Genomic DNA, 24865 nt, shown 5'->3' on the forward strand with positions numbered 1-24865 from the left:
CATCAACATGGAGCGTGACCTGGAAGGACAGAGGGTGGTTGTCGTCGGCGCGAGCTCGGGAATCGGGCATACCGTGGCTTGGGAGGTGGCGGCCCGCGGCGCGGAGGTCGTTATGATGTCCCGCTCCATGGAGAAGCTCCAACGCGCATCAGAAGGCATGCCGGGACATGTGCGGCTTCGTGCAGCCGATATGCGCGATGCGGTTGGCGTCGCCAATGCCCTTGCCGATTACGACACAATTGACCATCTGGTCCTCACTGCAGTCGCCGACGAACTGGCGCGGGCAAAGCCGCTCGCCGATCTGACGGATGAGGATGTCGAACGCAGCTTCGACAAGATGCGAGGTTACTTCACAGTCGTGCAGGCTGCAGCGCATCGCCTTTCGCCCACTGGCTCGATCGTGATGATGTGCGGCGCGGCGGCGGTCCGCCCTCCCGCTATGGGGTTCTCCCTTCTTGCCGCTGAAGGTGCTTCCATTCCGGGTTTCGGCAAGGCGCTTGCCAGGGAGCTTTCACCCGTTCGCGTGACCGTGGTCATGGCAGGGCTGGTGGATACGCCTATAAACAGCGCACGCCGTGAGCAAAGTGCCACGTGGGCTGAAACCTCGCTGCCCGCTCGCCGCTTTGGACAGCCGGAAGATTTGGCGGATGCGATTATCTTCGCAATGCACAATCCATATACGACAGGTGGAATTCTGGTTGTGGATGGAGGCCTGCTGATTGCCTGACAAAGACAGAGCTTGCCTTCGTCTGGGCGCGTTCCGTCAGTTCTTCCAATAGTTCGGGGAACCCGCCGCGGCTCACGCCGCCAGCAGCGACTTCAGCTTGATCGTTTGCGAGCCCAGCGCCTCAGGCGCCGGCTTTGCCCTCTTGGCGATCAGCATCTCGGCCAGCCTTATGTCGCGGCCGACCGAATTGCCTGGGCCGATGCCGCTCGCCGCGACCAGCCTGCCGTCCTCGGCGAGGTGGAACAAGATGAAGGCGCCATCGTCGAGGTCGCGGCGCACAACCTTGCTGCCCTCGTCCGACAGGCCTGATATCTGCAAGGTCAGGCCGTATTGATCCGACCAGAACCATGGCACCGCCGCGTGGCTTTCACCGGCGCCAAGCATGTTCCTGGCCGCAAGCGCGCCATGCTCCTGCGCGTTCCGCCAGGCTTCCAGCCGCACGCGCCGGCCGCCATAGACGGCAAGCGGAAACGAGCAGCAATCGCCGGCGGCGAAGATGTCCGGATCGCTGGTGCGAAGCTCGGCATCGACAGCTATGCCGTTGTCGATCGTCAGCCCCGCTTCCGCGGCAAGTCCGGTCACCGGCACGGCGCCGATGCCGATCACTGCCAGGTCGGCGACGATGTCCTTTCCGCCCGCAAGCGCGATGCGCACCCCGGCGCCGTCGTCGGCGATCGCCGCGATGCCGTCGCCGCACAGGATTTTGACGCCTTCGGCTTCATGCGCCTCGTGGATGATTTTGGCGATCTCGGCCGGCACGCCGCGCATCAGGATCCGCGGCTGCGCCTCGATGACGGTGACCGTGGCCCCCAGCCTGCGTGCCGCGGCGGCGAGCTCAAGACCGATGAAGCCGCCGCCGACGATGGCGATTCGGTTTCCGGCGCTGAGATGCGCGCGAATGGCCAGCGCGTCATTGAAGGTCCGGAGGTAGACGCAGCGCGCGCCAAGCCCCGGCATCGGCAGCTTACGCGGGGTTGAGCCGGTCGCCAGCAAGAGTTTGTCGTAAGGCAGGACCGAACCGTCCGACAGGTGCACGACGTGCGCCGCGCAGTCGATCGCCATCGCCTGAACCGAATGGATATGCCGGATCGACCTCTCGGACAGTATTTCATCGCTGGCGATCGCCTTGATCTCGGGCGTATCGCTAGCCATCGCTTCTTTCGACAGCGGCGGCCGCTCATAGGGCAGATGCGGCTCGTCACCGATCAGCGTCACCGGCCCGTCATAGCCGAGATCGCGCAACGCCAAGGCAGCCCGCCCGCCGCATTCGCCGGCACCGATGATGACCATCCCCTTCGTCATCACCGTCACCCTATCTGCACCAGGACTTTGCCGGCGTCGAGCTTGACCGGATAAGTCCTGAGATTGACGCAGACCGGCGCGCCCCTGGCCGCACCGGTCTTGTAGCTGAAGCGGCCATTGTGCTTCGGGCATTCAATGATGTCGTCCATCACCAGCCCGTCAGCCAGATGCACCTTCTCATGCGTGCACAAACCGTCCGTCGCGAAATATTCGTCGTCGGGGCTGCGATAGATGGCGAAGGTGCGTCCGCCATGGTCGAACCGCATCACGTCCTCTTCGTCGATGTCTTCGGCGTCACAGGCCTCGACCCAGTCGCTCATCAGTCCTCCCGGCAGAATTTTGCTTGGTCAGCTTGCCCGGCATGTTGCTTGGCATGGGCGCATATCATTCCGCTGCTGCCGCGACAGCATCGTTGTCGTTGTGAAATTCCTCGCGATAGGGCTTCGCGGTGTGAAATTCCTCGCGATAGGGCTTCGCGGTCGGCGGCAGTTCGCGCTTGAGGAAATAGTCTTCATTGCGCAGCTGGCGCAGGAAGGCAGGCACCATCTCGCGATAGCCGGCCAGGATCGACTGCGTCGGCGCTGGCAGGTCGTGCTTGATCATCTCGTGCAGCCTGGGCAGCGCGTGGTAGGGCACCATCGGGAACATATGGTGCTCGACATGGTAGTTCATGTTCCAGTAGATGAAGCGGCTGATCGGGTTCATGTAGACGGTGCGGCTGTTGAGGCGATGGTCGACGACATTTTCGGCGAGGCCGCCATGCTGCAGCAGGCCGGTCAAGACATGATGCCAGGCGCCGTAAAGCCGGGGCAGACCGACCAGCATCAAGGGCAGGAACGACCCGCTATAAATTGCCAGCACGATGGTCGCGGCATAGATCGCGGTCCAGATGCGGGCAATGCGGATCGCCTTTGGCTGCTCCTGCTCGGGAATGAAGGTCTTTTCCGCCGGGCTGATGATGCCGGCCGCATTGCGCACCATGTCGCTCATGGCATGCGAGGCATCGACAATGCCGAAGAAATTGAGCACGACGCGCAACAGGTCCGGTGGGCGCATCACCGCGATTTCTGGATCGCGGCCGACGATGATCGTATCGGTGTGATGCCGGGTATGGCTCCAGCGCCAGGTCACCGGATTGCGCATGATCATGAAGCAGGCGAGCTGATAGATCACGTCGTTCATCCACTGCGTCCTGAACGCGGTGCCGTGACCGCATTCGTGCCAGCGGGAATCGGTGGAAGAGCCGTAAACGACGCCATAGACGAAGAAGAACGGCACGCACCACCAGGTGCCCCAGAACCAGGCGCCGCCTGCGCCGCTAAGGATCAGGACGGCGAGCCAGATGATGGTGTCGCGGATCGCCGGGCCGTCGGAGCGCTGCATTAGCTCCTTCATCTGCTTGCGCGGGATATCGGTATGATACCATTCGGCCGCCGCCAGCCCGGTCTCGACGGCGAGCTTGGCGTCGCGGCCGATCAGGCTGTAGTCGCGCCGGGACGGTGCTGCGTCCAACATTGCGTCCATGAGAATGCCTCCACCAGCGTCCTGCAATCCGCCCGGTCAATGACCAGGCCGTGGTTGCAGGCCTCGAAGCCTAGAAGTAACGCCAAGCCATGATAGGCTCAATATCACAAAGATGGTTTCTATCATTTTCCATCAGAATGATGTAAACCAATTTGGCAAGCGGAGAGATAGCCATGGCAAAACGGCCGACCATCACCGATCTGGCGCGCACCTCCGGCGTCAGCGTCGCCACCGTCGACCGGGTGCTGAACAACCGCCTGCCGGTGCGCGAGGAAACCGCGCGCCGCGTCTATGAGGCCGCCACCAGCATCGGCTACCACGCCGCCGGGCTGATCAAGCAGCGGATGCGCCAGGAACTGCCGGAATATCGGCTCGGCTTTCTGCTGCTGAGGGGCAATGATGTTTTCTACAGTGATTTCGCGCGGGAACTCGAACTGGCGGTGTCGCAATCGCAGCGCTTCCGCGGCGTCGCATCCATCGATTTCGCCAGTTCGCTGGCCCCCGACGAGATCACTGCCCAGATGCGCAAGCTGGCGGCGAAATCCAGGGCGGTCGCCCTTGTCGGTCCGGACCATCCGACGCTGACGGCAGCCGTCGAGACCCTGAAGGCAAGGGGGCAACCCGTCTTCTCCCTGCTATCCGACTTTGCCGCCGGCATCCGCGAGGGCTATGTCGGCCTCGACAACCGCAAGGTCGGTCGTACCGCGGCCTGGATAATCGCCAGGGCGGCGAGGAAGCCTGGCAAGGTAGCGCTTTTTGTCGGCAGCCATCGCTTCCATGGCCATGAGCTACGCGAGATCGGCTTCAGATCATTTTTTCGCGAGCATGCGCCGGAATTCACGGTGATGGAGACGTTGGTCAACCTGGAAGCCAACCAGGTGACCCATGATGCGATGATCGATCTTCTAGCGCGGTACCCGGATCTTGCCGGCTGCTACGTCGCCGGCGGCGGCATGGAAGGCGCGGTTTCCGCGCTCAGGGCAGCGAGGCCCGTAAATATGCCGGTGGTGGTTTGCAATGAGATCAACGCCGAGTCGCGCGCGGCGCTCGCCGACAACATCCTGACCATGGTGATTTCGACGCCGCTGGCAGCACTATGCCGCGAGCTTGTCGATCTGATGGCGCATGCCATCGAGGCAGGCGCTGCCAACGCGCCGGGCCAGACCTTCCTGCCCTTCGACATCTATCTGCCGGAAAACATCTAGATTCAGGCTAAACATCTAGGCTCAGCCAATGCATCCAGGTTCAGATCGGGTATCACGATGCATCGGCAATGATGTGAACCATCAGCCTGATAGATTCTTGCAGAAGATTTGCCGGCCCTCAGCCACGTTGTCCGAAAATCCGCCATCCGATTTCGGAATCTCCTTGACGCCCGCAGTCGGAATGGAATAAATATTTCACCAGATAGGTATTTTGGTTCTTTCGTTCCGGAACATCTGTTTCAAGCAGAGGGCTTGGCGTTCCAGCCAGCGCGGAAATCGCCATCGGGAACGGAGATAGCAATCGGGAGAGATCCCCTGGGAGATCGGGGATTCCGGGTAGATCGGTGCAGCCGGACACCAATTCTGTGGAGGAGAGATAAAATGAAGAAACTGCTGTTGGGCGCCGCATTCTTGGCGCTGATGAGCTCGTCCGCCCTCGCTGCCAAAATCGGCGTGTCAATGGCGCTGTTCGACGACAATTTTCTCACCGTGCTGCGCAACGGCATGATCGAGCAGGCCAAGGGCATGGACGGCGTGGAGCTGCAGGTCGAGGACGCGCAGAACGACGTCGCCAAGCAGCTCGACCAGATCAAGAACTTCGTCGCCTCGGGCGTCGATGCGATCATCGTCAATCCGGTAGACACCTCGGCCACCCAGGCAATGTCGGACGCCGCCGCTGCGGCCAATGTTCCGCTGGTCTATGTCAACCGCGAGCCGGTCAATGTCGACACGCTGCCGGACAACCAGGCCTTCGTCGCCTCGAACGAGGTTGAGTCAGGCACTCTCGAGACCCAGGAAGTCTGCCGCCTGTTCAAGGAAGCCGGCAAGACCGAGGCCAATGTCTACGTGATCATGGGCGAGCTGTCGAACCAGGCCGCGGTGCAGCGCACCAAGGACATTGACGATGTGATCGCCACTCCGGAATGCAGCTTCATCAAGATCATCGACAAGCAGACGTCGAACTGGAAACGCGAGGAAGCGCAGAACCTGATGACCAACTGGCTGTCGACCGGCAAGCCGTTCGACGGCGTGATCGCCAACAATGACGAAAGCGCCATCGGTGCGATCCAGGCCATGAAGGCTGCCAACATCGACATGAAGTCGGTTGTCGTCGGCGGCGTGGACGCCACTCAGGACGCGCTTGCCGCGATGCAGGCGGGCGATCTCGACGTCACCGTATTTCAGGATGCGGCCGGCCAGGGTGCCGGGGCGCTGGACGCGGCGCTCAAGCTTTCCAAGGGCGAGGCGGTTGAACAGAAGGTCTACATCCCCTTCCAGCTGGTCACGCCGGCAAACATCGACAAGTTCCTGCAGAAGAACTGAGGCAGAGGACCGTTTTTCGATAGGGAGCGGCGCGGCAGAGCATCGGACCGGTTTGAGAATCCGATGTCGAAAAACAAAAAAGCGCCGCTCCTCCTTTCCCTTATCGCCGAAACAGCCGGCGGGAGGGCGACTACGGCTGATGGAGGATCAAGATTTGGCACAGACAACCCATGGCGTCGGCGGACTCAGCTATGATGCGAAGAAGCGCACATGGCCTGCCGAATTCAACGTTTTCCTGGCGCTCATCATCCTCGTCGGCGCCTTCGAGCTGATAGGCCGCGTCTTTCTTGGCGACAGCTTCCTGTTCAACACCCGCGCCAATGTCGATACGATCTTTAACGAGGCGCGCCTGCAGATCATCATCCTGCAGGTATCGATCGTCGGCATCATCGCCATCGGAGTGACGCAAGTGATCATTTCCGGCGGCATCGATCTTTCCTCTGGTTCGGTCGTCGGCGCCACGGCGATGATCGCCATGAGCTTCGCCCAGGTGGCGACGGTCAACGGCAACCCTAACCCCAAGGCGATGTTCATCGAGCAGGGCTGGACCGACCTGCCGGTGATCGTGCCGGTGCTTGTCGCGATCGGCTGCGGGCTGCTGGCGGGCCTGATCAACGGCACGCTGGTCGCCTACACCCGCATTCCGCCGTTCATCGCCACGCTTGGCATGATGGTCACCGCGCGCGGCGTCGCCAAATGGTGGTCCAAGGGGCAGCCGATCTCGTTTCCCACCGAAAGTTTCGCCGCCATCGGCAAGGGGCTGATGCCGGTCATCATCTTCATATCGCTGGCGATTTTGTTCCAGCTGATCCTGTCATACACCAGGTACGGCAAGCACTGTTATGCCATCGGCTCCAACGAGGACGCCGCCCGCATGTCCGGCATAAATGTCCAGAACCACAAGATCCTCGTCTTCGTCATTGCCGGCATCCTCGCCTCGCTTGCTGCCGTGGTGCTGAGCTCCAAGAATCTCACCGCTCAGGCCGGCATGGGCGTGATGTACGAACTGGACGCGATCGCCATGGCGGTCATCGGCGGCGTCTCGCTGTCTGGCGGCCGCGGCTCGATCATCGGAACGGTGATCGGTGCGCTGATCTTCGGCGTCATCATCTCCGGCTTCACCTTCCTGCGCCTCGACGCCTACTACCAGGAGATGGTCAAGGGTGTGATCATCATCGGCGCAGTCGTTCTCGATCAGTGGCGCCAGCGCCTGCGGGCAATGAGGGCTTGATCATGTCAGACATCGTCCTGAAGACCGAAAACCTGACCAAATACTATGGCGGCGTGCATGCGCTCGAAGGCGCGAACTTCGAACTGCGCAAGGGCGAGCATGTCGCCATCATGGGCGACAACGGCGCCGGCAAATCGACCTTCGTGCGCCAGATCACGGCCGTCGAGCAGCGCACCAGCGGCAAGGTCTGGTTCGACGGCAAGGAAGTGAACTTCGCCGGCCCGATCGCCGCGCGCGAGGCGGGCATCGAAACGGTGTTCCAGAACCTTGCGCTCGCCGACGATCTCGACGTGCCGTCGAACCTGTTTCTCGGCCGCGAAAAGGTGCTTTTCAATCTCGGGCCGTTCTCGATCCTCGATCGCAAGTTCATGCGTAAGGCGACCGAGGCAGCGCTGATCCGCACGGCGGTCAAGATTCCCAACCTTTCCAACACCATTCGCCACATGTCGGGCGGCCAGCGCCAGTGCGTGGCAATCGCCAGAACCGCGACTTTTGCGTCCAAGCTCATCATCATGGACGAGCCGACGGCAGCACTTGGTGTGCAGGAGACGATGCAGGTCGAAAACATCATCCGCACGCTGAAAGCCAATGGCGAGCCGCTGATCCTGATCAGTCACAACATGCGCCAGGTGTTTGATCTGGTCGACCGCATCGTCGTCTTCCGACGCGGCCGCATCGTCGCCAATCTGCGCAAGCAGGACACCGACGGCAACGACGTCGTCTCATACATCACCGGCGCCAAGACCGGGGAGGCAGAACTTGCGGCCTAAGGCGAATGCCGGCGCGGCGGGTCATCGGCCCGTCGCCGAGCAACTGCAATAAGAAAATCTACTGCGCCTTGCCGTGAACGGTGCAGTAAAGACGCACTTCCATTTCGAACAATCCTCAAAGGAAATCCCATGTCTCTCCGCTTCGCTCTTCTTGGTGCAGGCCGCATCGGCAAGGTCCACGCCCGTGCCATCGGTTCCAATCCGCAGGCCAGACTGGTCGCAGTTGCCGATGCCTTCGAGAAGGCAGCGACGGAGCTGGCGTCGGCCTATGGCGCGGAAGTACGCACTATCGAGGCAATCGAAAAAGCCGGGGATATCGATGCGGTCATCATCTGCACGCCGACCGACACCCATGCCGATCTGATTGAGCAGTTCGCCAAGGCCGGCAAGGCGATCTTCTGCGAGAAGCCGATCGACCTCGACGCCGGCAGAGTGGAAGAATGCCTGGCCGTGGTCGACAAGGCCGGCGCCACTTTGATGGTCGGCTTCAACCGCCGCTTCGATCCGCATTTCGCCGCCGTGCGCAAGGCGATCGACGACGGTGCCATCGGCACCGTCGAGATGGTGACCATCACGTCGCGCGATCCCGGCCCGCCGCCGCTCGACTATATCGGCCGCTCGGGCGGGATCTTCCGCGACATGACCATCCATGATTTCGACATGGCGCGCTTCCTGCTCGGCGAGGAGCCGGTGGCGGTCAGCGCCCATGCCTCGGTGCTGGTCGACAGACAAATCGGCGAGGCCGGCGATTTCGACAGCGTCAGCGTCATCCTCGAAACCGCCTCCGGCAAGCAGTGCATCATCTCCAATTCGCGGCGCGCCACCTATGGCTACGACCAGCGCATCGAGGTGCATGGCTCGAAAGGCATGGTCGCGGCCGAGAACCAGCGGCCGGTGTCGATCGAACTGGCCAATGAGAAAGGCTATACGCGCCCGCCGCTGCACGACTTCTTCATGACCCGCTACCTCGACGCCTATGCCAACGAGATCGCCGCCTTCATCGCGGCGGCGACATCAGGCAACAAGGCCGCACCGAGCGGCAAGGATGGGCTCGTCGCGCTGCGGCTGGCGGACGCGGCGCTAAAATCGGCCAGGGACGGCAAGACCGTCCGCCTCGACAAAACCATCTGAAGCAACACCAAGTACAGGAGCAAGGCGATGAACGGTTCCGCCGGTCGCAATTCCGAAACACGCGCCATCGTCACCGGCGGCGCGCAAGGCATCGGCTTCGCCGTCGCCGAGGCGCTGGCCGATGAGGGCTGCCGGGCGTTGGCGCTAATCGGACGCTCGCAGGAGAAGGGCGACAAGGCCGTCGCCACCCTCAAGAAGTCGGGCGTCGACGCGATTTTCATCAGCGCCGATGTCGCCCAAGTGGCCGACTGCAAGCAGGCCGTCGAAACGGCGATCGCTCATTTCGGCACCGTCAACGCGCTGGTCAACGCCGCCGCCACCTCGGCCCGCGGATCACTGGTCGAGACCTCCGAGGAAACATTCGACCAGATCTTCCAGACCAATGTGCGCGGCCCCTTCTTCCTGATGCAGGGTCTGGTGGCGCACCTGCTCGACCGCAAGGCGCCTGGCTCGATTGTCAACGTGCTGTCGATGTCGGCGCATTGCGGCCAGTCGTTCCTGACGCCCTATTCGTCGAGCAAGGGCGCTCTCATGACGCTGACCAAGAATGTCGCCAACGCCTATCGCAGCAATCGCATCCGCTGCAACGCGGTGCTGCCTGGCTGGATGGACACCGAGGGCGAGGACATCGTGCAGAAGAAATGGCACGCGGCACCCGACGACTGGCTGGAAAAGGCCGAGGCCGCGCAGCCGATGGGCCAGTTGGTGAAGCCGGACCAGCTTGCCCGGCTGATCAGCTATATGGTCAGCCCGCAGTCGGGCGTCATGACCGGATCGCTGGTCGATTACGACCAGAACGTTGCCGGAGCGGGCGCAGAGTAGCATCAGGGCGTGACAAGCGCCCCGGCTTCGGCTATAGGGCTGGCATGATCCACCTGACCGCCTCGTTCTGGTACTTTAGCTACGGCAGCTCGCTGGCGGCGGGAGGATTGCGCTCGATCTGAAGATTGCAGCATCAAAATCCGAACAGCCGCCAGACCTGGCGGCTTTTTTGTTTCAGCCGGCAGGTCTCCCAATCAGGAGCAGAAAGCCGTGTTGACCACCACCGACGATCTTCGGGTCAAGGAAATAAGGGAATTGAGTACGCCGGACCAGGTGATGCGGGAGATACCGCGCACGCTGACGGCGACGCGGACCGTTACCGCGTCACGCAACGCGATCCACGCCGTGCTGACCGGCGCCGATGATCGGCTGATCGTCGTCGTCGGCCCCTGTTCGATCCACGACCCGGCCGCTGCCGTAGACTATGCCAGCCGTCTGGCGACGCTGCGCGAGAGCCTGTCGGACCGGCTGGAGATCGTGATGCGCGTGTATTTCGAGAAGCCGCGCACAACGGTCGGCTGGAAGGGCCTGATCAACGATCCCGACCTGGACGGCAGCTTCAACATCGACAAGGGGCTGAGGCTGGCCCGCAACGTGCTCTCCGCCGTCAACAATCTCGGCCTTCCGGCGGCGACCGAATTCCTCGACATGGCCACCCCCCAATACATTGCCGATCTCGTCGCCTGGGGGGCGATCGGCGCGCGCACGACAGAGAGCCAGATCCATCGGGAACTCGCATCCGGCCTGTCCTGCCCTGTCGGCTTCAAGAACGGCACCGACGGCAATTTGCGGATCGCCGCCGAGGCGGTGAAATCCGCCGCCCAGCCGCATCATTTCATGGCGGTGACGAAGGGCGGGCGCAGCGCCATCGCGACGACCACCGGCAACGAGGACTGCCACGTCATCCTGCGCGGCGGCATTATGCCGAACTATGACGCAACGAGCATAGCTGCCGCCTGCGCGGAGCTCGGTCGGGTCGGGGTAGCACCTCGGCTGATGATCGATGTCAGCCACGCCAACAGCAACAAGAAGCCTGAGAACCAGCCGACGGTGGCGGCTGACGTGGCGGGCCAGGTCGCAGCAGGCGACGCGCGCATCATCGGCGTCATGATCGAGAGCAACTTCGTCGCCGGCCGGCAGGAGGTCATGCCCAACAAGCCGCTGGTCTATGGCCAGAGCATCACCGATGGCTGCATCGACTGGGCAACCACCGAGACGGTGCTGCACGGCCTTGCCGACGCCGTCGAGCGGCGCCGGTCAGCGCGACGCGCAATGATATCAAGCCGTCCGGGAGCCGCCTGACGCGCTCCTCTTGTTGCAAGGGTGCTGAAACTCGGCAGCGCGGCGCCCCCGGCGGATCACGCCGCGCTGAGTCCTTCCCAGACAGTGAACACCGAGACGGCGAACAGCAACAGCCCGGCCGCCCGGCCGGCAAGAGCGGTCGCCTGCGGATTGGCGACCAGCAGGTTACGGCTGCGGCCGGCGGTGATCGCAAGCCCGCCATAGATGGCGGCCTGGGTGAGGACCGTCAGCAACCCCATGACGGTTGCCTGCATCCAGATCGGACCGTAGGCGGGCTTCAAGAACTGCGGATAGACGGCAAGGACGAAAAGATAGGCCTTCGGATTGATCAGGCAGGTCATCAGCCCTTGGCGAAACGCCTTCCAGGCAGTGCGGCTGCCGGCGGGCGCGTTATCGCCGACGGTGATGGAGCTGCGCATCAGAGTAATGCCGATGAAGGCCATATAGGCGGCGCCGGCGATCAGGAGCGGCTTGAACAGGATCGGCACGAAATGCATCAGCAGGCCGACGCCGACCGCGCCGTTCAGCGTATGCACCATGCCGCCCAGCATGATGCCGCCGGTCGCCGCCAATCCTCTGTCGCGTCCGCCGGTCAGCGCATTGGCAAGCACGAACAGCATGTCCATGCCCGGCACGGCGATGATGCCGAACAGGAGAATGAAGAACAGCCAGAGGTTTTCCGTGTAGCTCATGTCAGTTGCCTGCCGTCTGGCGCCGCAAAGCCGCAGCTGAACCTGTTGATTTTCAAACCGATAGGCCGCCCTATAGGTGATCCCAACTGACGGGGTGTTGTCAGTTGCCTTCGAGGTTGAATGAATTGCGCAAGGCGTCGCGTCTGTTCGAGATCATCCAGATCCTGCGGCTAGCCAGAGAGCCGGTGACCGCGGCAATGATTGCCGAGCGTCTGGAAGTGACGATGCGCTCGGTCTATCGCGATATTGCCGCTTTGCAGGCGATGCGTGTGCCGATCCAAGGCGGCCGCGGCATTGGCTATATCCTGCGCCCCGGCTTCGACCTGCCGCCGCTGATGTTTTCGATCGAGGAGATGGAGGCGATCGTGTTGTCGCTGGCGTTGCTGGAGCGCACCGGCGACAGCGAGCTGAAGCAGGCGGCCAAGCGCGTTAGCGCCAAGATCGCCGGCGCGGTGCCGCCGCCTTTGCGCCAGACGCTCGATGCCAATGCCCTGAATGCCTGGGGATTCGCAGCACCTTCGGCCTCGGCGGTCGATCTGGCGCTGGTTCGCCGCGTCATCCGCGACGAGGAAAAGCTCGACCTCTCCTATTGCGATGAAGCGGGCCGGGCGACCGAACGCATCATCCGCCCGATCGCCCTCATCTACTATGCCGAAACCGCCAACATCGTCGCCTGGTGCGAACTCCGCCAGGCCATCCGCAATTTCCGCAGCGACCGCATCGATGACTGCCAGCCGACAGGCCTATGGTTCAAGGGCGAAGGCGATGATCTGCGGCAGCTCTGGGTGGACGGGTGGGAGATCAACGCCACAACCGCCGGCAACTGATGCGTCGCCGGCTTCCAGGTTGAGCTATCTAACATCCACCCAGCGCTTTTCCTCGAACGAGCGCGCCATGGCATGCACGGTGCGCTCGATTTCGAGTCCTTCGTCGAAATCGATGATGCGCGCCGGCTTGCCGGCAAGCCGCGCCAAAAGTTCCCGGCATTCGATGATCTTGAGGTCGTTGAAGCCGAGACCGTGGCCGGGTGCCGGCAGGAAGGCGTCGTAGGGCTTGTGATGCGGCGCCACCAGGATAGTGCGATAGCCTTGCTCGGTCGGCCGGTCTGATGTGAGGTAGAGCTGGAACTCGTTCATCCGCTCCTGGTCGTACTGGATCGAGCCCTTCGAGCCGAAGATCTGGATGGCGATCCGGCCCTTGCGGCCCCAGGCCGAACGATTGACCAGCAGCGTGCCGGCAATGCCGTTTTCGAGATGCATCAGCACGTTGGCGATGTCGTAGGTCTCGACCGCGCGGCGCCCGCCCGACGCAACGCGGCGATCGGCATAGGGTTTTGCCATATCGCACATCACGCGGGCGACGCGGCCGAACAGCACGGCGACCAGCGACAGCGGATGCACGGCGAAATCGTCGAGCGCGCCGTAACCGGACGCCGCCTCGTGCTTCCAGAAGAATAGCGCCTCCGGGTCGGCCATGAAATCCTCATCCATCTCGACGCGCAGATGGTTGACCTCGCCGATGATTTTCTCGTCGAGCAGCGCACCGATGTGGCGGATGGCCGGGTTCTGGATGTAGTTGTAGCCGAGAGCGGCCACCTTGCCGGACTTTTGCGCCGCCGCCGCCATGGCTTGCGCCTCGGCAAAACTCGGCGCCATCGGCTTTTCGCACCACAGATGCTTGCCGGCTTCGAGGATGGCGATGGCCATTTCCGGGTGGAACTGGTTGGGCGTGGTCAGCGAGACGATATCGACATCCGGATCATCGACGACGGCACGCCAGTCGCCGGAGGCCCTGGCGAAGCCGAATTCGCTGGCACGACGTTTGGCAAGATCCTCATTGACCTCGCCGAGATGGACCAGCCTTGGCTTGGCCACGTCGGGAAAGACGGTGCCGACCGCGTTCCAGGCGATGGCGTGACACTTGCCCATGAACCCCGTGCCGATAAGACCGACTCCGACCATTTCCCTTGTCTCCGTCGCCAGAAAGATTGTGTGGATGAATTAGTCCATTTTATCCAGAAATGGAACGCATGCCTCATTTTTTATGGCCTTCTTGCACAGGCTCGCTATGATGGGGCACACACGGCATCGACTGATGAGCCTGGGCGGAGCGACGATGGACGAACGGGTGCCCCGCGATTTCGAGACGCTGCGGACGACGATCCTGGAACGGCGCCATAGCCTGCCCAAGCGTATCGCGCAGATCGCCGCCTATGCGCTCGACAATCCTGACGACATTGCCTTCGGCACGGCCGCCAGCATCGCCGCTTCGGCCGGCGTCCAGCCTTCGACCTTGATCCGCTTCGCCCAGCAGCTCGGCTTCGACGGCTTCACCAGTCTGCAGCTGGTGTTTCGCGAGCGCCTGCGTGAGCGCAATTCGTCCTATGACGAACGACTGGCGGCATTGCGCGCCAAGGCCGAGGAAGGCGCCGGTCACCGGGCGATCTTCGACGGCTTCGTCGCCGCGGCCGGCACCTCGCTCAACGATATTTCAGGCAGGTTGAACGAAGACCATTTCGAAGATGCGATCGCCTTGCTGGCAAAGGCGGAGACCATCTATGTGCTGGCCAAGCGCCGCTCGTATCCGGTCGCCTCCTACATCGCCTATGCGCTGGGCAAGCTCAAGATCCGCAACCAGCTGATCGAATCGGCCGCCGGCCTCAACGCCGAGATGATCAGCTTTGCCTCGCCCAGGGATGCCGTCATCGCCATCAGTTTCTCACCCTATGCCCCGGCGGCCATCGACGAGGCGCGCGTCATTTCCGAGCAAGGCGTTCCGATCGTGGCGATCACAGACAGTTCCTTTTCGCCGCTCGCCCAGTTCGCCAAGGTCTGGTTCGAAGTCGCCGAGGCCGATTTCGCCGGCTTCCGCTCGTTGTCAGCGACGATGGCGCTGGCCATGGCGCTGACCGTTGCGGTTGGCGAGAAGCGGCGCGACGCTGGCCGCAAGCGCAAGGCCTGACAGGCTACTTTTCAGCAAAGGAATGCGCGTTCCATATTGACTATGGATTGGAATTATTATTTCATATTACCGGCGCCACGCTGCCGCTCGCGCGTGTACCCCAAGACAACAAGGCTGATGGGAGGTTCGAATGGGCGAAGCCATGGACGCGAAACATGCGCCGCTCGACGTCATCACCATTGGCCGCGCCTCGGTCGATCTCTATGGCCAGCAGATCGGCTCGCGCTTGGAGGACATCACCTCCTTTGCCAAGTCGGTCGGCGGCTGTCCGGCCAACATTTCGGTCGGCACGGCGAGGCTCGGCCTGCGCTCGGCGCTGCTCACCCGCGTCGGCGACGAGCAGATGGGCCGCTTCATCCGCGAGCAGCTGACGCGCGAAGGGGTTTCGGTCGACGGCCTCAAGACCGACCCGGACCGGCTGACCGCGCTGGTGCTGCTGTCGGTCGAGGACGAAGGCGTCTCGCCGATGATCTTCTATCGCAGCGACTGCGCCGACATGGCGCTGGCGGAGGAGGACATCGACGAAGCGTTCATCGCCTCGGCGCGCGCCATCGTCGTCACCGGCACGCATTTTTCGCGGCCCAACAGCGATGCCGCCCAGCGCAAGGCGATCCGCGCCATCAAGGCCAATGGCGGCAAGGTGGTGTTCGACATCGACTACCGCCCCAATCTCTGGGGCCTTGCCGGCCATGCCGAAGGGTTCGAGCGCTACGTGAAATCCGACCGGGTCTCCGCCCGGCTGAAGACGGTGCTGCCCGACTGCGACCTGATCGTCGGCACCGAAGAAGAGATCATGATCGCCTCCGGCACTGACGATTGCCTCAGCGCGTTGAAGACGATCCGTTCGCTGTCCAAGGCCACTATCGTGCTGAAGCGCGGCGCCATGGGCTGCATCGTCTATGACGGACCGATCAGCGACGATCTCGAAGACGGCATTGTCGGCAAGGGTTTTCCGATCGAGGTCTATAATGTTCTCGGCGCCGGCGATGCCTTCATGTCGGGCTTCCTGCGCGGCTGGCTCGGCGAGGAGAGCCTAGCGACGGCGGCGACCTGGGCCAATGCCTGCGGCGCCTTCGCCGTGTCGCGGCTGCTCTGCGCGCCGGAATACCCGACCTTCGAGGAATTGCAGTTCTTCCTGAAGAACGGCAGCAGGCATCTGGCGTTGCGCAAGGACGAGGCGATCAACCATATCCATTGGGCGACGACGCGCCGGCGCGTCATTCCCTCGCTGATGGCGCTGGCCTGCGACCACCGTATCCAGCTTGACGATGTCGCCGCGAAAGCCGGCGCCGATCCGTCGCGCATCCATGATTTCAAGGTGCTGACGGTCAAGGCGGCGGCAAAGGTCGCCGCCGGCCGCGCCGGTTACGGCATGCTGCTCGACGAGAAATACGGCCGCGAGGCGATGTTCGAATTTGCCCGCCATTCCTTCGCCTGGCTCGGCCGGCCGGTCGAGCTGCCGGGATCGCGGCCGCTTCGTTTTGAATTCTCGCAGGACATCGGCTCGCAATTGATCGAGTGGCCGGTCGACCATTGCATCAAGTGCCTGTGCTTCTATCACCCCGACGACCCGGAGCCGCTGAAGACCGAGCAGCAGCAGAAGCTCAAAAGCCTGTTCGAGGCCGCGCGGAAAGTGGGAAGAGAACTTCTCATCGAGATCATCGCCGGCAAGCACGGCGAGCTCAACGACACGACGATCTCGCGCGCGCTGGAGGAACTCTATGCGCTCGATATCAAGCCCGACTGGTGGAAGCTCGAACCGCAGGCTTCGGCCGGGGCTTGGGCAAAGATCGAGGCCGTGATCCTGAAGAACGATCCGTGGTGCCGTGGGGTTGTGCTGCTCGGCCTAGAAGCGCCGCAGGACGAGCTGGAAGCGGCCTTCGCTGCCACCGCCAAAGCGCCCATCGTCAAGGGCTTCGCCGTCGGACGCACCATCTTCATCAACGCGGCCGAACAGTGGCTTGCGGGCAAGATGTCGGACGACGAGGCAGTGGCCGACATGGCGTCGCGCTTCGAGAGACTAACCGAGGCATGGCTTGCCGCGCGCGGCCGCAAAGCAGCATAAGAAGGCGCGGCATTAGGACTGCGGAGGAAAACAACATGACCAAGACAATCCGCCTGACGATGGCGCAGGCGCTGACCCGCTTTCTTGCCAGCCAGATGACCGAGATCGACGGCAAAAAAATGCCGATCTTCGGCGGCGTCTGGGCGATCTTCGGCCATGGCAATGTCGCCGGTGTCGGCGAGGCGCTCTACCAGGTGCGTGACGAATTGCCGACCTTCCGCGCCCACAACGAACAGGCGATGGCGCATGCGGCGATCGCCTACGCCAAGGCCAATTTCCGTCGCCGCTTCATGGCCACAACAAGTTCGATCGGCCCCGGCGCGCTCAACATGGTGACGGCGGCAGCACTTGCGCATGTAAACAGGTTGCCTGTCCTGTTTCTGCCCGGCGACGTCTTCGCCAATCGCATCCCCGACCCTGTCCTGCAGCAGGCCGAGGATTTCTCCGACGGCACGGCGACGGTCAATGACTGCTTTAAGCCCGTGTCGCGCTATTTCGACCGCATCACCCGGCCCGAGCAGATCATCCCGGCGCTCAATCGCGCCATGCAGGTGCTGACCGATCCGGCCGAATGCGGACCGGTGACGCTGGCGCTCTGCCAGGACGTGCAGGCCGAAGCCTATGACTACCCCGAGAGCTTCTTTGCCGAACGGGTCTGGAACCAGCGCCGGCCGCGTCCGGACCGTAGGGAATTGGCGGCCGCGGTGGCGGCGCTGAAGGCGGCAAGAAAGCCGTTAGTGATTGCCGGCGGCGGCGTGCTTTATTCGCAGGCTTCCGACGAATTGGCGAAGCTGGTGCAAGGCGCCGGCATCCCGGTCTGCGAGACGCAGGGCGGTAAATCCTCGCTGCCGGACGATCATCCGCTCAACATGGCGGCGGTCGGCGTCACCGGCACTTCGGCGGCCAACCGGCTGGCTGAAGAAGCCGACGTCGTGCTTGCCGTCGGCACCAGGCTGCAGGATTTCACCACCGGCTCGTGGGCGCTGTTCAAGAATTCCGGCAAGACCATCATCGGGCTGAACGTCCAGCCTTTCGATGCGGGAAAACACCAGGCGCTGCCGCTGGTCGCCGATGCGGCAGAAGGGCTCGCCGAGCTTGACGCGGCGCTGAACGGCTGGAAGGCGCCGGCTGCCTGGACCGACAATGCGGCCAGGGGCAAGAAGGACTGGCAGGCCAATGCAGACAAGGTGACGGCGTCGACCAATGCCGCCTACCCGTCCGACGCGCAAGTGATCGGCGCCGTGCAGCGCGCCATGGGCTCCGGCGTGATATTGCTTCATGCCGCCGGCGGCCTGCCCGGCGAGTTACACAAGCTCTGGCAGGCGGGCGCGCCCGGCTCCTACCACGCCGAATACGGCTTCTCGACCATGGGCTACGAGATCGCTGGCGGGCTCGGCGCCAAAATGGCGAAGCCCGACGAGGAGGTCGTCGTGATGATCGGCGACGGCTCCTATCTGATGCTCAATTCCGAGATCGCGACCTCGGTCATGCTCGGCCTCAAGCTGACCATCGTGCTGCTCGATAACAGAGGCTATGGCTGCATCAACCGGCTGCAGATGGCGACCGGCGGCGCCAACTTCAACAATCTGCTGAAGGACGCACGCCATGAGATATTGCCCGACATCGACTTCGCGGCGCATGCGGTAAGCCTCGGCGCCATCGCTGAGAAGGTTTCCTCGGTCGCCGGGCTGGAAACGGCGCTGGCGCAAGCGAAGAAGAATACAAGGACCACAGTGCTGGTCATCGACACCGATCCGCTGGTTTCGACCGAAGCCGGTGGAAGCTGGTGGGACGTTGCCGTGCCGGAAGTCTCGACACGGCCGCAAGTGAATGCGGCGCGCAGAGCCTATGATGAAAAGCGGCAGATGCAGAAGATTGGAGATTGATGTCGGCGCTGCCAAGCCCCTATCTCCGCCTTGTGGGGAGGTCGGACCGAAGGTCCGGGTGGGGGTCGGGCGCCGCACCCCACCCGCTGCTTCGCAGCGACCCTCCCCACAAGGGCGAGGGTGGACACGAACTGACATTGGAGTGACGACTTGAAAGCCAAACTGGGCATGTCCCCCATTGCATGGTGGAACGACGATCTTGCGGAACTCAGCGATGACGTCTCGCTGGAGGAGTGCTTGCGCCAGTCGCGTTCGGCAGGTTTCACCGGCATGGAAATGGGCCGCCGTTTTCCCAGTGACCCGGAGATCATGCTGCCGATCCTGAAAGAGGCCGACGTCACGCTTTGCGGTGGCTGGTTCTCCGGTACGCTGGTCGACGAAGACATGGCGGGGAATAAGGATCGCATCCAGCCGATGATCGATCTGTTCAAGGCGGTGAACGCGCCTTGCATCGTCTACGGCGAGGTCGGCCGCTCCATCCAGGGCGACCGCTCGAAGCCGCTCGCCACCAAGCCCAGGCTTTCGGACGACGAGATGAAAGCCTATGCGAAGCGCCTCACGCAGTTCGGGGAATGGTGCGCCGAGCAGGGCATGCCGCTCTCCTACCACCATCATATGGCAGCGGTGGTCGAGACGGAGCCGGAGCTTGATGCCTTCATGCGCTTTTCGGGAGAAGGCATCCCCTTGCTGCTCGATGCCGGTCACCTGGCCTTTGCCGGCGGTAACGTGCTGCGCGCCATCGACAAGCATCACCGGCGCATCAACCATGTGCATGTGAAAGACATACGCATGGAGGTGATCGAGAAACTCGACCGCCAGAAGCAATCCTTCCTAGACGCCGTGGCGCTCGGCGCCTTCACGGTGCCGGGAGACGGTTCGCTGGATTTTGGCGTCATCGTGGAAAGGCTGGCGAACTACGGCTATGAAGGCTGGTTCGTCGTCGAGGCCGAGCAGGACCCGAAGACGAATCCGCCGTTCAAGATGGCGCAAGTCGGCTACAAGGAATTGATGCGGGTGATGACGGCTGCCGGTTACACCGTTGAAACACAGGGCTTCCCCAATGCTTGAATGCAGTATTCCCGGCGAAGGGCTGATCCGATGCGGGGGCTGATCCGATGAAGGACTCCGAGCATCCGTTCTTCCGGCCCTTGTGGCGGCGCGTTGCCATCGTCGCGGTCTGCCTGGGCTGGGCCGTGGTCGAGTTTGCCACCGGCGCGCCGTTCTGGGGCATGATCGCGCTCGGCTTCGCCGGCTATGCCGTCTGGCAGTTCTTCTATCTCTATAAGCCGGCCGACGGCGGCAAGGCTTCGGCCGATACCGAACCAAAGGAATGAAGCGCGATGTCGAAACTGCTGGTTAAGGCCGATAAGGGCCATGGCCGCGTCGCCCATGTGACGCCGCAAAACGCCGGCTGGACTTATGTCGGTTTCGATCTGCATCGATTGCGGCCAGGCGGAACAGCCTCCGGGCAAACCGCTAACCGTGAAGTCTGCCTGGTGTTCGTCACCGGCAAGGGCAAGGCGACGGCCGGCGGCAAGGATCTCGGCCTGCTCGGCGAACGCATGTCGCCCTTCGAAGGCAAGCCGTGGTCGGTCTATGTGCCGCAGGACTCTGACTGGTCGGTGACATCAGACACCGATCTCGAACTTGCGGTCTGCTCGGCGCCGGGGCTTGGCGGCGGCCTGCCGGTCCGCGTCATTGCGCCGAAGGATCTCGGCCAGGAGGTTCGCGGCAAGGGCACCAACACGCGCTATGTCACCAACATCCTGCCGGAGGGCAAGCCGGCCGACTCATTGCTGGTGGTCGAGGTCATCACGCCGGGCGGCCACACATCGAGCTATCCGCCGCACAAGCATGACCAGGACAATCTGCCGGCCGAGTCCTATCTCGAGGAGACCTACTACCACCGCCTCAACCCGCCGCAGGGCTTTGCCTTTCAGCGCGTCTACACCGATGCCGACTGGACTGGCGCTCGATCGCTCGATGAGACGATGGCGATCGAGGACGGCGATGTCGTGCTGGTGCCCAAGGGCTATCATCCTTGCGCCGCCTGCCATGGCTATGACCTCTACTACCTCAACGTCATGGCGGGGCCGAAGCGGACGTGGAAATTTCACAACGCGCCCGAGCACGAATGGCTGATGAAGGCCTGATCGCGCTCCCTTCCGGTCGGCAACTGGCCCAAGGCGAAAAAATCGTCGGCTAATGACCCGCCTGAACAACTTTGTTATCAGGGCGATCATCAGCTTCGTCATTTCGTCATGCAAATCGCCTATGGCAGCGGGAGTTGACGAGGACTTTCGATGCGCTACGCCATCTATTTCACTCCCCGGCAGGACGAACCGCTGGCGCGGATCGCCGCCAATTGGCTCGGCCGCGACCCGTTCGGCGCCGCCACGAGGCCGGTCGAGGCGGTGGGCGAGCTGTCAGCGGCGGAAGTCGCCTTCCACACCGCTTCGGCGCGCCGCTACGGTTTTCATGCGACGCTGAAGGCGCCCTTCCGGCTGGCTTCGAGCGAAACGGAAGCCGCGCTTCGCGCGGCGCTCGACGATTTTGCCTTGGCGACGCCGGTGGTAACCATCCCACGGCTGGTCGTCAGCCAGATCGACGGCTTCTTCGCGCTGGTGCCGGAAGGACCGCTGCCGGCGCTCAACCGCTTCGCCGACGACGTTGTGCGCGACTTCGACCGTTTTCGCGCGCCGCTGACCGAGGCTGAGATCGAACGGCGCAGCCCTGATTCGCTGAAGCCGGATGAATTCCGCAATCTCTGCCAGTGGGGCTACCCCTATGTCTTCGAGACCTTCCGGTTCCATATGACGCTATCCGGCCGTGCCTCGTTACAGGAAAGCCCCCGTCTTCGCGCAGCAATCGACAGCCTGTTTGCGCAGGTCCTGCAACGGCCGGTGCCGGTGGACGCACTGACCCTGTTTGTCGAAACTGAACCTGGCGCCCCGTTCATGATGCTTTCCCATCACGCGCTCGGGCGCCGCCCGGCCAGAAGAACTGCCTGAGATGACTATTTGTTTTAACCGCCTTTTTGCGACGCCAATCGGTTTCAATTGGCTGCAAAAATGCTCCAGGGATTGCCTGAAATGACCGCCGAGACCGTTCTCAACAATGCCCGCATCGTGCTTGCCGACGAGATCGTCGAAGGCTCGATCGTGCTGCGCGACGGCTTGATCACCGGGATCGATGCCGGCGCCGGCCGGACCGGCGAAGACATGGACGGCGATTTCATCATTCCCGGGCTGGTCGAGCTTCATACCGACCACCTCGAAGGCCACTACGCGCCCCGGCCGAAGGTGCGCTGGAACCCGATCGCCGCCGTTCTCGCCCATGACGCGCAGGTGGCGACCGCCGGCATCACCACCGTGCTCGACGCCTTGCGCGTCGGCATGGACGACGACGCCGACATGAATTCGGCCGACATGCGCAAGCTGGCCGATGCGATCGAGGACAGCGTCCAGCAGGACCGGCTGCGGGCCGACCATTTCATCCATCTGCGCTGCGAGGTTTCGGCGCCGGATTGCCTCGCCGCCTTCGCCCACTTCGATGGCGATGACAGGATCAAGCTGGCGTCGCTGATGGACCATGCGCCGGGACAGCGCCAGTTCGTCGACTTGGAAACCTATGCCTACTACTACCAGCGCAAGCTGAAGCTGACGGATCGCGAATTCCAGCAATTTTGCGAGAAGCGGATGGCGGAGTCGGCGACGAATTCGGGGCCGAACCGCGCCTTCATCGCTGCCGCCTGCCATCAGCGCGGCATCGTGCTGGCCAGCCATGACGACGCCACGACAGGCCATGTCGACGAGGCGATCGAACAGGGTGTCCGCGTCGCCGAGTTCCCGACCACCAAGGAGGCCGCAAAAGCTTCGAAGAGGGCAGGGCTCGGGGTGCTGATGGGCGCGCCGAACGTCATGCGCGGTGCTTCGCATTCGGGTAATGTTTCGGCCCGCACGCTCGCCGGCGAAGGCTTGCTCGACATATTGTCGTCCGACTACATTCCCTTCAGCCTGATCCAGTCGGCCTTTTTTCTCGGCGACGTAGTCGGCGGCATTTCCCTGCCTCAGGCGGTGGCCATGGTTTCGAAGAACCCGGCCGAGGCGGTCGGCCTCGCCGACCGTGGCGTCATCGAGCAGGGCCGGCGCGCCGACCTGGTTCGCGTCCGTCTCGACGACCATGTCCCGGTGGTCCGCACGGTCTGGCGGCAGGGACGGCGGGTCGCGTGATGGTGTCGGCGTCGATCGAGCGTGAATTGTCCGCCGCTGCGTTTCCGATCCGCGACGGCGTCTTCGTCGCCGTCGTGGGGCCGAGCGGCGCCGGCAAGGATACGGTGATCGGCTATGCCCGGGCACTGTTTGCCGACGAGAACCGGCTGGAGTTCGTGCGCCGGGTCATCACCCGGCCGAGCGACACGACGAGCGAGGATCACGACACGCTCGCCGACGCGGCCTTTGTCGAGGCGGAAGCGGACGGCGCCTTCGCCATCTCCTGGGAGGCGCATGGCCTGCGTTACGGCATCCCGGCTGAAGTCGACTGGTCGGTGGCCAATGGCCGCGTCGCAATTGCCAATGTCTCCCGCGCCATCATCCCGGCGCTGCGCGATCGCTATGCCAATCTGGCTGTCGTCGAGATCACCGCATCGCCGGAAATCCTGGCCGAGCGACTGGCGATGCGCGGCCGGGAGTCGCGCGGCGAAGTGCTGGCGCGCCTGGCGCGCAGCGCCAATGTGGCGTTGTCCGGGCCGGGCGTCACCTCGATCGACAATAGCGGCCCGCGTGAGGCGGCCGGCGAGCGCTTTGCCGATGTGCTGCGCAAGGCCATGGCATTCTCCGACATGTCGGGCTTAATTTAAGGCTGCGTCTTCCCCTCTTCCCTTGTGGGGAGAAGGGAGAGGCGGAGCCGCTATTCCGCGGACGCACCAGCCATGCCCTTGCGGGTCGCTTCGAGCATCAGCCGCCGCTCCCGGTACACGCCCCATTGCTGATCGACCAGCACGCCGATGAGGATCACCCCGCCCATCACCGCGAAGTTTAGCGAGGATGGGATGCCGAGCAGGTTGACGAGGTTTTGGAGTTCCTGCAGCAGAACCGTGCCGAGGATGACGCCGATCAGCGAGCCCTCGCCGCCGCGCAGCGAGAAGCCGCCGAGCACTGCCGCGGCAATGGCATAGAGTTCGTAGAACTGACCGTGGCTCGCCGGCGAGATCGAGCGCGTGTACATGGCGAAGTAGATCGCCGACAGCGCCGTCAGCACACCGCAGATGACATAGGCCGCCATGACAACGCGGCCGGTGCGTATCCCGGAATATTTCGCCGCCTCCTCATTCTTGCCGATGGCGTAGAGATAGCGGCCGAACACCGAACGATGCAGCACCACCCACATCACGATGGCGATGACGATCAGCGCTATGAAGCTGTTCGGCACGCCATAGGATCGCCCCGCGGTCAGGAACTCGAGCTCCGGAAAGTTCTGTCCGAAAGCAAAACCCGCCGTGCCGTCGGCTGTGTAGAACCGCGCGACGCCGCGATAGATCAAGAGGCCGCACAGCGTCACCACGAAAGGCTGCAATTTGAGCCGCGTGATCAGCCAGCCATGTGCCAGCCCGATCATGCCGCCAAGCACGAGGATCAGCGGCAGCGCGACCGGCCATGCCATGTCGCGCGTGGCGATGAAATCGACGAACAGGACGCCGAGCAGCGCAACCACGGAGCCGACCGACAATTCGATGCCGCCGGTGATGATGACGAAGGCCTGGCCGATAGCCAGGATGCCGAACAGGCCGATCAGGTTCGCCGTGTTGGCGAGGTTGATCGGCAGCAGAAAGCGCGGATTGATGATCGCCACCACCGCTCCCACCACAAGGATCAGGATCAGCAGGCCGAGATCTTTCTTGCTCATCGTCTTCTCCCCAATCCCTG

Annotated in this window: 24 protein-coding genes; 18 read left to right on the forward strand and 6 right to left on the reverse strand. The window is 63.1% G+C overall.

Going from position 1 to position 24865, the window contains the following annotated elements; all coding sequences use genetic code 11:
• The first annotated feature begins 7 nt into the window (after positions 1-7).
• Entirely contained in the window at positions 8-727 is a 720-nt protein-coding gene (locus tag CIT31_RS03550; protein WP_095517458.1) for an SDR family oxidoreductase, read from the forward strand.
• A 72-nt stretch (positions 728-799) separates the two neighbouring features.
• On the opposite strand, the gene CIT31_RS03555 is transcribed toward CIT31_RS03550, so the two are convergent.
• From CIT31_RS03555 to CIT31_RS03565, 3 genes are all read right to left on the reverse strand, one after another.
• Entirely contained in the window at positions 800-2029 is a 1230-nt protein-coding gene (locus CIT31_RS03555) for an NAD(P)/FAD-dependent oxidoreductase (protein WP_095517713.1), read from the reverse strand.
• 5 nt (positions 2030-2034) lie between these two features.
• On the reverse strand, positions 2035-2349 hold the full coding sequence (locus tag CIT31_RS03560) for a Rieske (2Fe-2S) protein (protein WP_095517459.1): 315 nt from the start codon (positions 2347-2349) through the stop codon (positions 2035-2037).
• A 64-nt stretch (positions 2350-2413) separates the two neighbouring features.
• Positions 2414-3553: a fatty acid desaturase family protein gene (locus tag CIT31_RS03565; RefSeq protein ID WP_095517460.1), complete on the reverse strand. Its 1140-nt coding sequence runs from the start codon at positions 3551-3553 to the stop codon at positions 2414-2416.
• 173 nt (positions 3554-3726) lie between these two features.
• Here CIT31_RS03565 and CIT31_RS03570 point away from each other — a divergent pair, with 173 nt between their 5' ends.
• The 7 genes from CIT31_RS03570 to CIT31_RS03600 all read left to right on the forward strand — a co-directional run bounded on the left by CIT31_RS03570 (position 3727) and on the right by CIT31_RS03600 (position 11337).
• Entirely contained in the window at positions 3727-4758 is a 1032-nt protein-coding gene (locus tag CIT31_RS03570; protein WP_095517461.1) for a LacI family DNA-binding transcriptional regulator, read from the forward strand.
• A 381-nt stretch (positions 4759-5139) separates the two neighbouring features.
• The gene (locus CIT31_RS03575; RefSeq protein WP_095517462.1) at positions 5140-6081 is read left to right on the forward strand and encodes a sugar ABC transporter substrate-binding protein; all 942 of its coding nucleotides are present in this window, start codon (positions 5140-5142) and stop codon (positions 6079-6081) included.
• A gap of 154 nt (positions 6082-6235) precedes the next feature.
• The gene (locus tag CIT31_RS03580) at positions 6236-7312 is read left to right on the forward strand and encodes an ABC transporter permease (protein ID WP_065011676.1); all 1077 of its coding nucleotides are present in this window, start codon (positions 6236-6238) and stop codon (positions 7310-7312) included.
• A 2-nt stretch (positions 7313-7314) separates the two neighbouring features.
• Positions 7315-8082: an ATP-binding cassette domain-containing protein gene (locus tag CIT31_RS03585; RefSeq protein ID WP_029347391.1), complete on the forward strand. Its 768-nt coding sequence runs from the start codon at positions 7315-7317 to the stop codon at positions 8080-8082.
• 129 nt (positions 8083-8211) lie between these two features.
• Complete coding sequence (gene iolG, locus CIT31_RS03590) at positions 8212-9213, forward strand: inositol 2-dehydrogenase (protein WP_095517463.1); 1002 nt, start codon at positions 8212-8214, stop codon at positions 9211-9213.
• Positions 9214-9240: 27 nt separating this feature from the next.
• Complete coding sequence (locus CIT31_RS03595; RefSeq protein ID WP_095517464.1) at positions 9241-10035, forward strand: SDR family oxidoreductase; 795 nt, start codon at positions 9241-9243, stop codon at positions 10033-10035.
• 210 nt (positions 10036-10245) lie between these two features.
• Entirely contained in the window at positions 10246-11337 is a 1092-nt protein-coding gene (locus CIT31_RS03600; protein WP_095517465.1) for a 3-deoxy-7-phosphoheptulonate synthase, read from the forward strand.
• Positions 11338-11393: 56 nt separating this feature from the next.
• Here CIT31_RS03600 and CIT31_RS03605 read toward each other — a convergent pair whose 3' ends face one another.
• Positions 11394-12029: a LysE family translocator gene (locus CIT31_RS03605; protein WP_095517466.1), complete on the reverse strand. Its 636-nt coding sequence runs from the start codon at positions 12027-12029 to the stop codon at positions 11394-11396.
• 125 nt (positions 12030-12154) lie between these two features.
• Here CIT31_RS03605 and CIT31_RS03610 point away from each other — a divergent pair, with 125 nt between their 5' ends.
• The gene (locus tag CIT31_RS03610; RefSeq protein WP_095517714.1) at positions 12155-12856 is read left to right on the forward strand and encodes a helix-turn-helix transcriptional regulator; all 702 of its coding nucleotides are present in this window, start codon (positions 12155-12157) and stop codon (positions 12854-12856) included.
• 24 nt (positions 12857-12880) lie between these two features.
• Here CIT31_RS03610 and CIT31_RS03615 read toward each other — a convergent pair whose 3' ends face one another.
• Positions 12881-13990, reverse strand: a complete 1110-nt coding sequence (locus CIT31_RS03615; RefSeq protein ID WP_095517467.1) for a Gfo/Idh/MocA family protein — start codon at positions 13988-13990, stop codon at positions 12881-12883.
• A 154-nt stretch (positions 13991-14144) separates the two neighbouring features.
• Between CIT31_RS03615 and CIT31_RS03620 the strand changes: the two genes are divergently transcribed.
• The 9 genes from CIT31_RS03620 (at position 14145) to phnN (ending at position 23799) form a co-directional block, all read left to right on the forward strand.
• Complete coding sequence (locus CIT31_RS03620) at positions 14145-14990, forward strand: MurR/RpiR family transcriptional regulator (RefSeq protein ID WP_165778348.1); 846 nt, start codon at positions 14145-14147, stop codon at positions 14988-14990.
• A gap of 130 nt (positions 14991-15120) precedes the next feature.
• Positions 15121-17055 (forward strand): bifunctional 5-dehydro-2-deoxygluconokinase/5-dehydro-2-deoxyphosphogluconate aldolase, encoded by a 1935-nt coding sequence (locus CIT31_RS03625; RefSeq protein ID WP_095517468.1) that lies wholly within the window; start codon positions 15121-15123, stop codon positions 17053-17055.
• A gap of 35 nt (positions 17056-17090) precedes the next feature.
• On the forward strand, positions 17091-18941 hold the full coding sequence (gene iolD / locus CIT31_RS03630; RefSeq protein WP_095517469.1) for a 3D-(3,5/4)-trihydroxycyclohexane-1,2-dione acylhydrolase (decyclizing): 1851 nt from the start codon (positions 17091-17093) through the stop codon (positions 18939-18941).
• Between the two features lie 150 nt (positions 18942-19091).
• Positions 19092-20009 (forward strand): myo-inosose-2 dehydratase, encoded by a 918-nt coding sequence (gene iolE, locus CIT31_RS03635; RefSeq protein WP_095517470.1) that lies wholly within the window; start codon positions 19092-19094, stop codon positions 20007-20009.
• Between the two features lie 47 nt (positions 20010-20056).
• Complete coding sequence (locus CIT31_RS03640) at positions 20057-20275, forward strand: DUF3329 domain-containing protein (protein WP_029347375.1); 219 nt, start codon at positions 20057-20059, stop codon at positions 20273-20275.
• Between the two features lie 6 nt (positions 20276-20281).
• Positions 20282-21094, forward strand: a complete 813-nt coding sequence (gene iolB, locus CIT31_RS03645; RefSeq protein ID WP_095517471.1) for a 5-deoxy-glucuronate isomerase — start codon at positions 20282-20284, stop codon at positions 21092-21094.
• A gap of 150 nt (positions 21095-21244) precedes the next feature.
• A complete protein-coding gene (locus tag CIT31_RS03650) occupies positions 21245-21952 on the forward strand; it encodes a DUF1045 domain-containing protein (RefSeq protein WP_095517472.1) in 708 nt (235 codons plus the stop codon).
• Between the two features lie 81 nt (positions 21953-22033).
• The gene (locus CIT31_RS03655) at positions 22034-23173 is read left to right on the forward strand and encodes an alpha-D-ribose 1-methylphosphonate 5-triphosphate diphosphatase (protein WP_095517473.1); all 1140 of its coding nucleotides are present in this window, start codon (positions 22034-22036) and stop codon (positions 23171-23173) included.
• Complete coding sequence (phnN, locus tag CIT31_RS03660; RefSeq protein WP_206073322.1) at positions 23170-23799, forward strand: phosphonate metabolism protein/1,5-bisphosphokinase (PRPP-forming) PhnN; 630 nt, start codon at positions 23170-23172, stop codon at positions 23797-23799. The genes CIT31_RS03655 and phnN overlap by 4 nt, the downstream gene beginning before the upstream one ends.
• A gap of 50 nt (positions 23800-23849) precedes the next feature.
• Here the strand turns inward: phnN and CIT31_RS03665 are convergent, their stop codons facing one another.
• Positions 23850-24845 carry an ABC transporter permease gene (locus CIT31_RS03665; RefSeq protein ID WP_095517475.1) on the reverse strand — a complete coding sequence of 332 codons (996 nt, stop codon included), beginning with the start codon at positions 24843-24845 and terminating at the stop codon, positions 23850-23852.
• Positions 24846-24865: the final 20 nt, after the last annotated feature.

Origin of the sequence: Mesorhizobium wenxiniae (assembly GCF_002284535.1) — a bacterium.
GTDB lineage: Bacteria > Pseudomonadota > Alphaproteobacteria > Rhizobiales > Rhizobiaceae > Mesorhizobium > Mesorhizobium wenxiniae.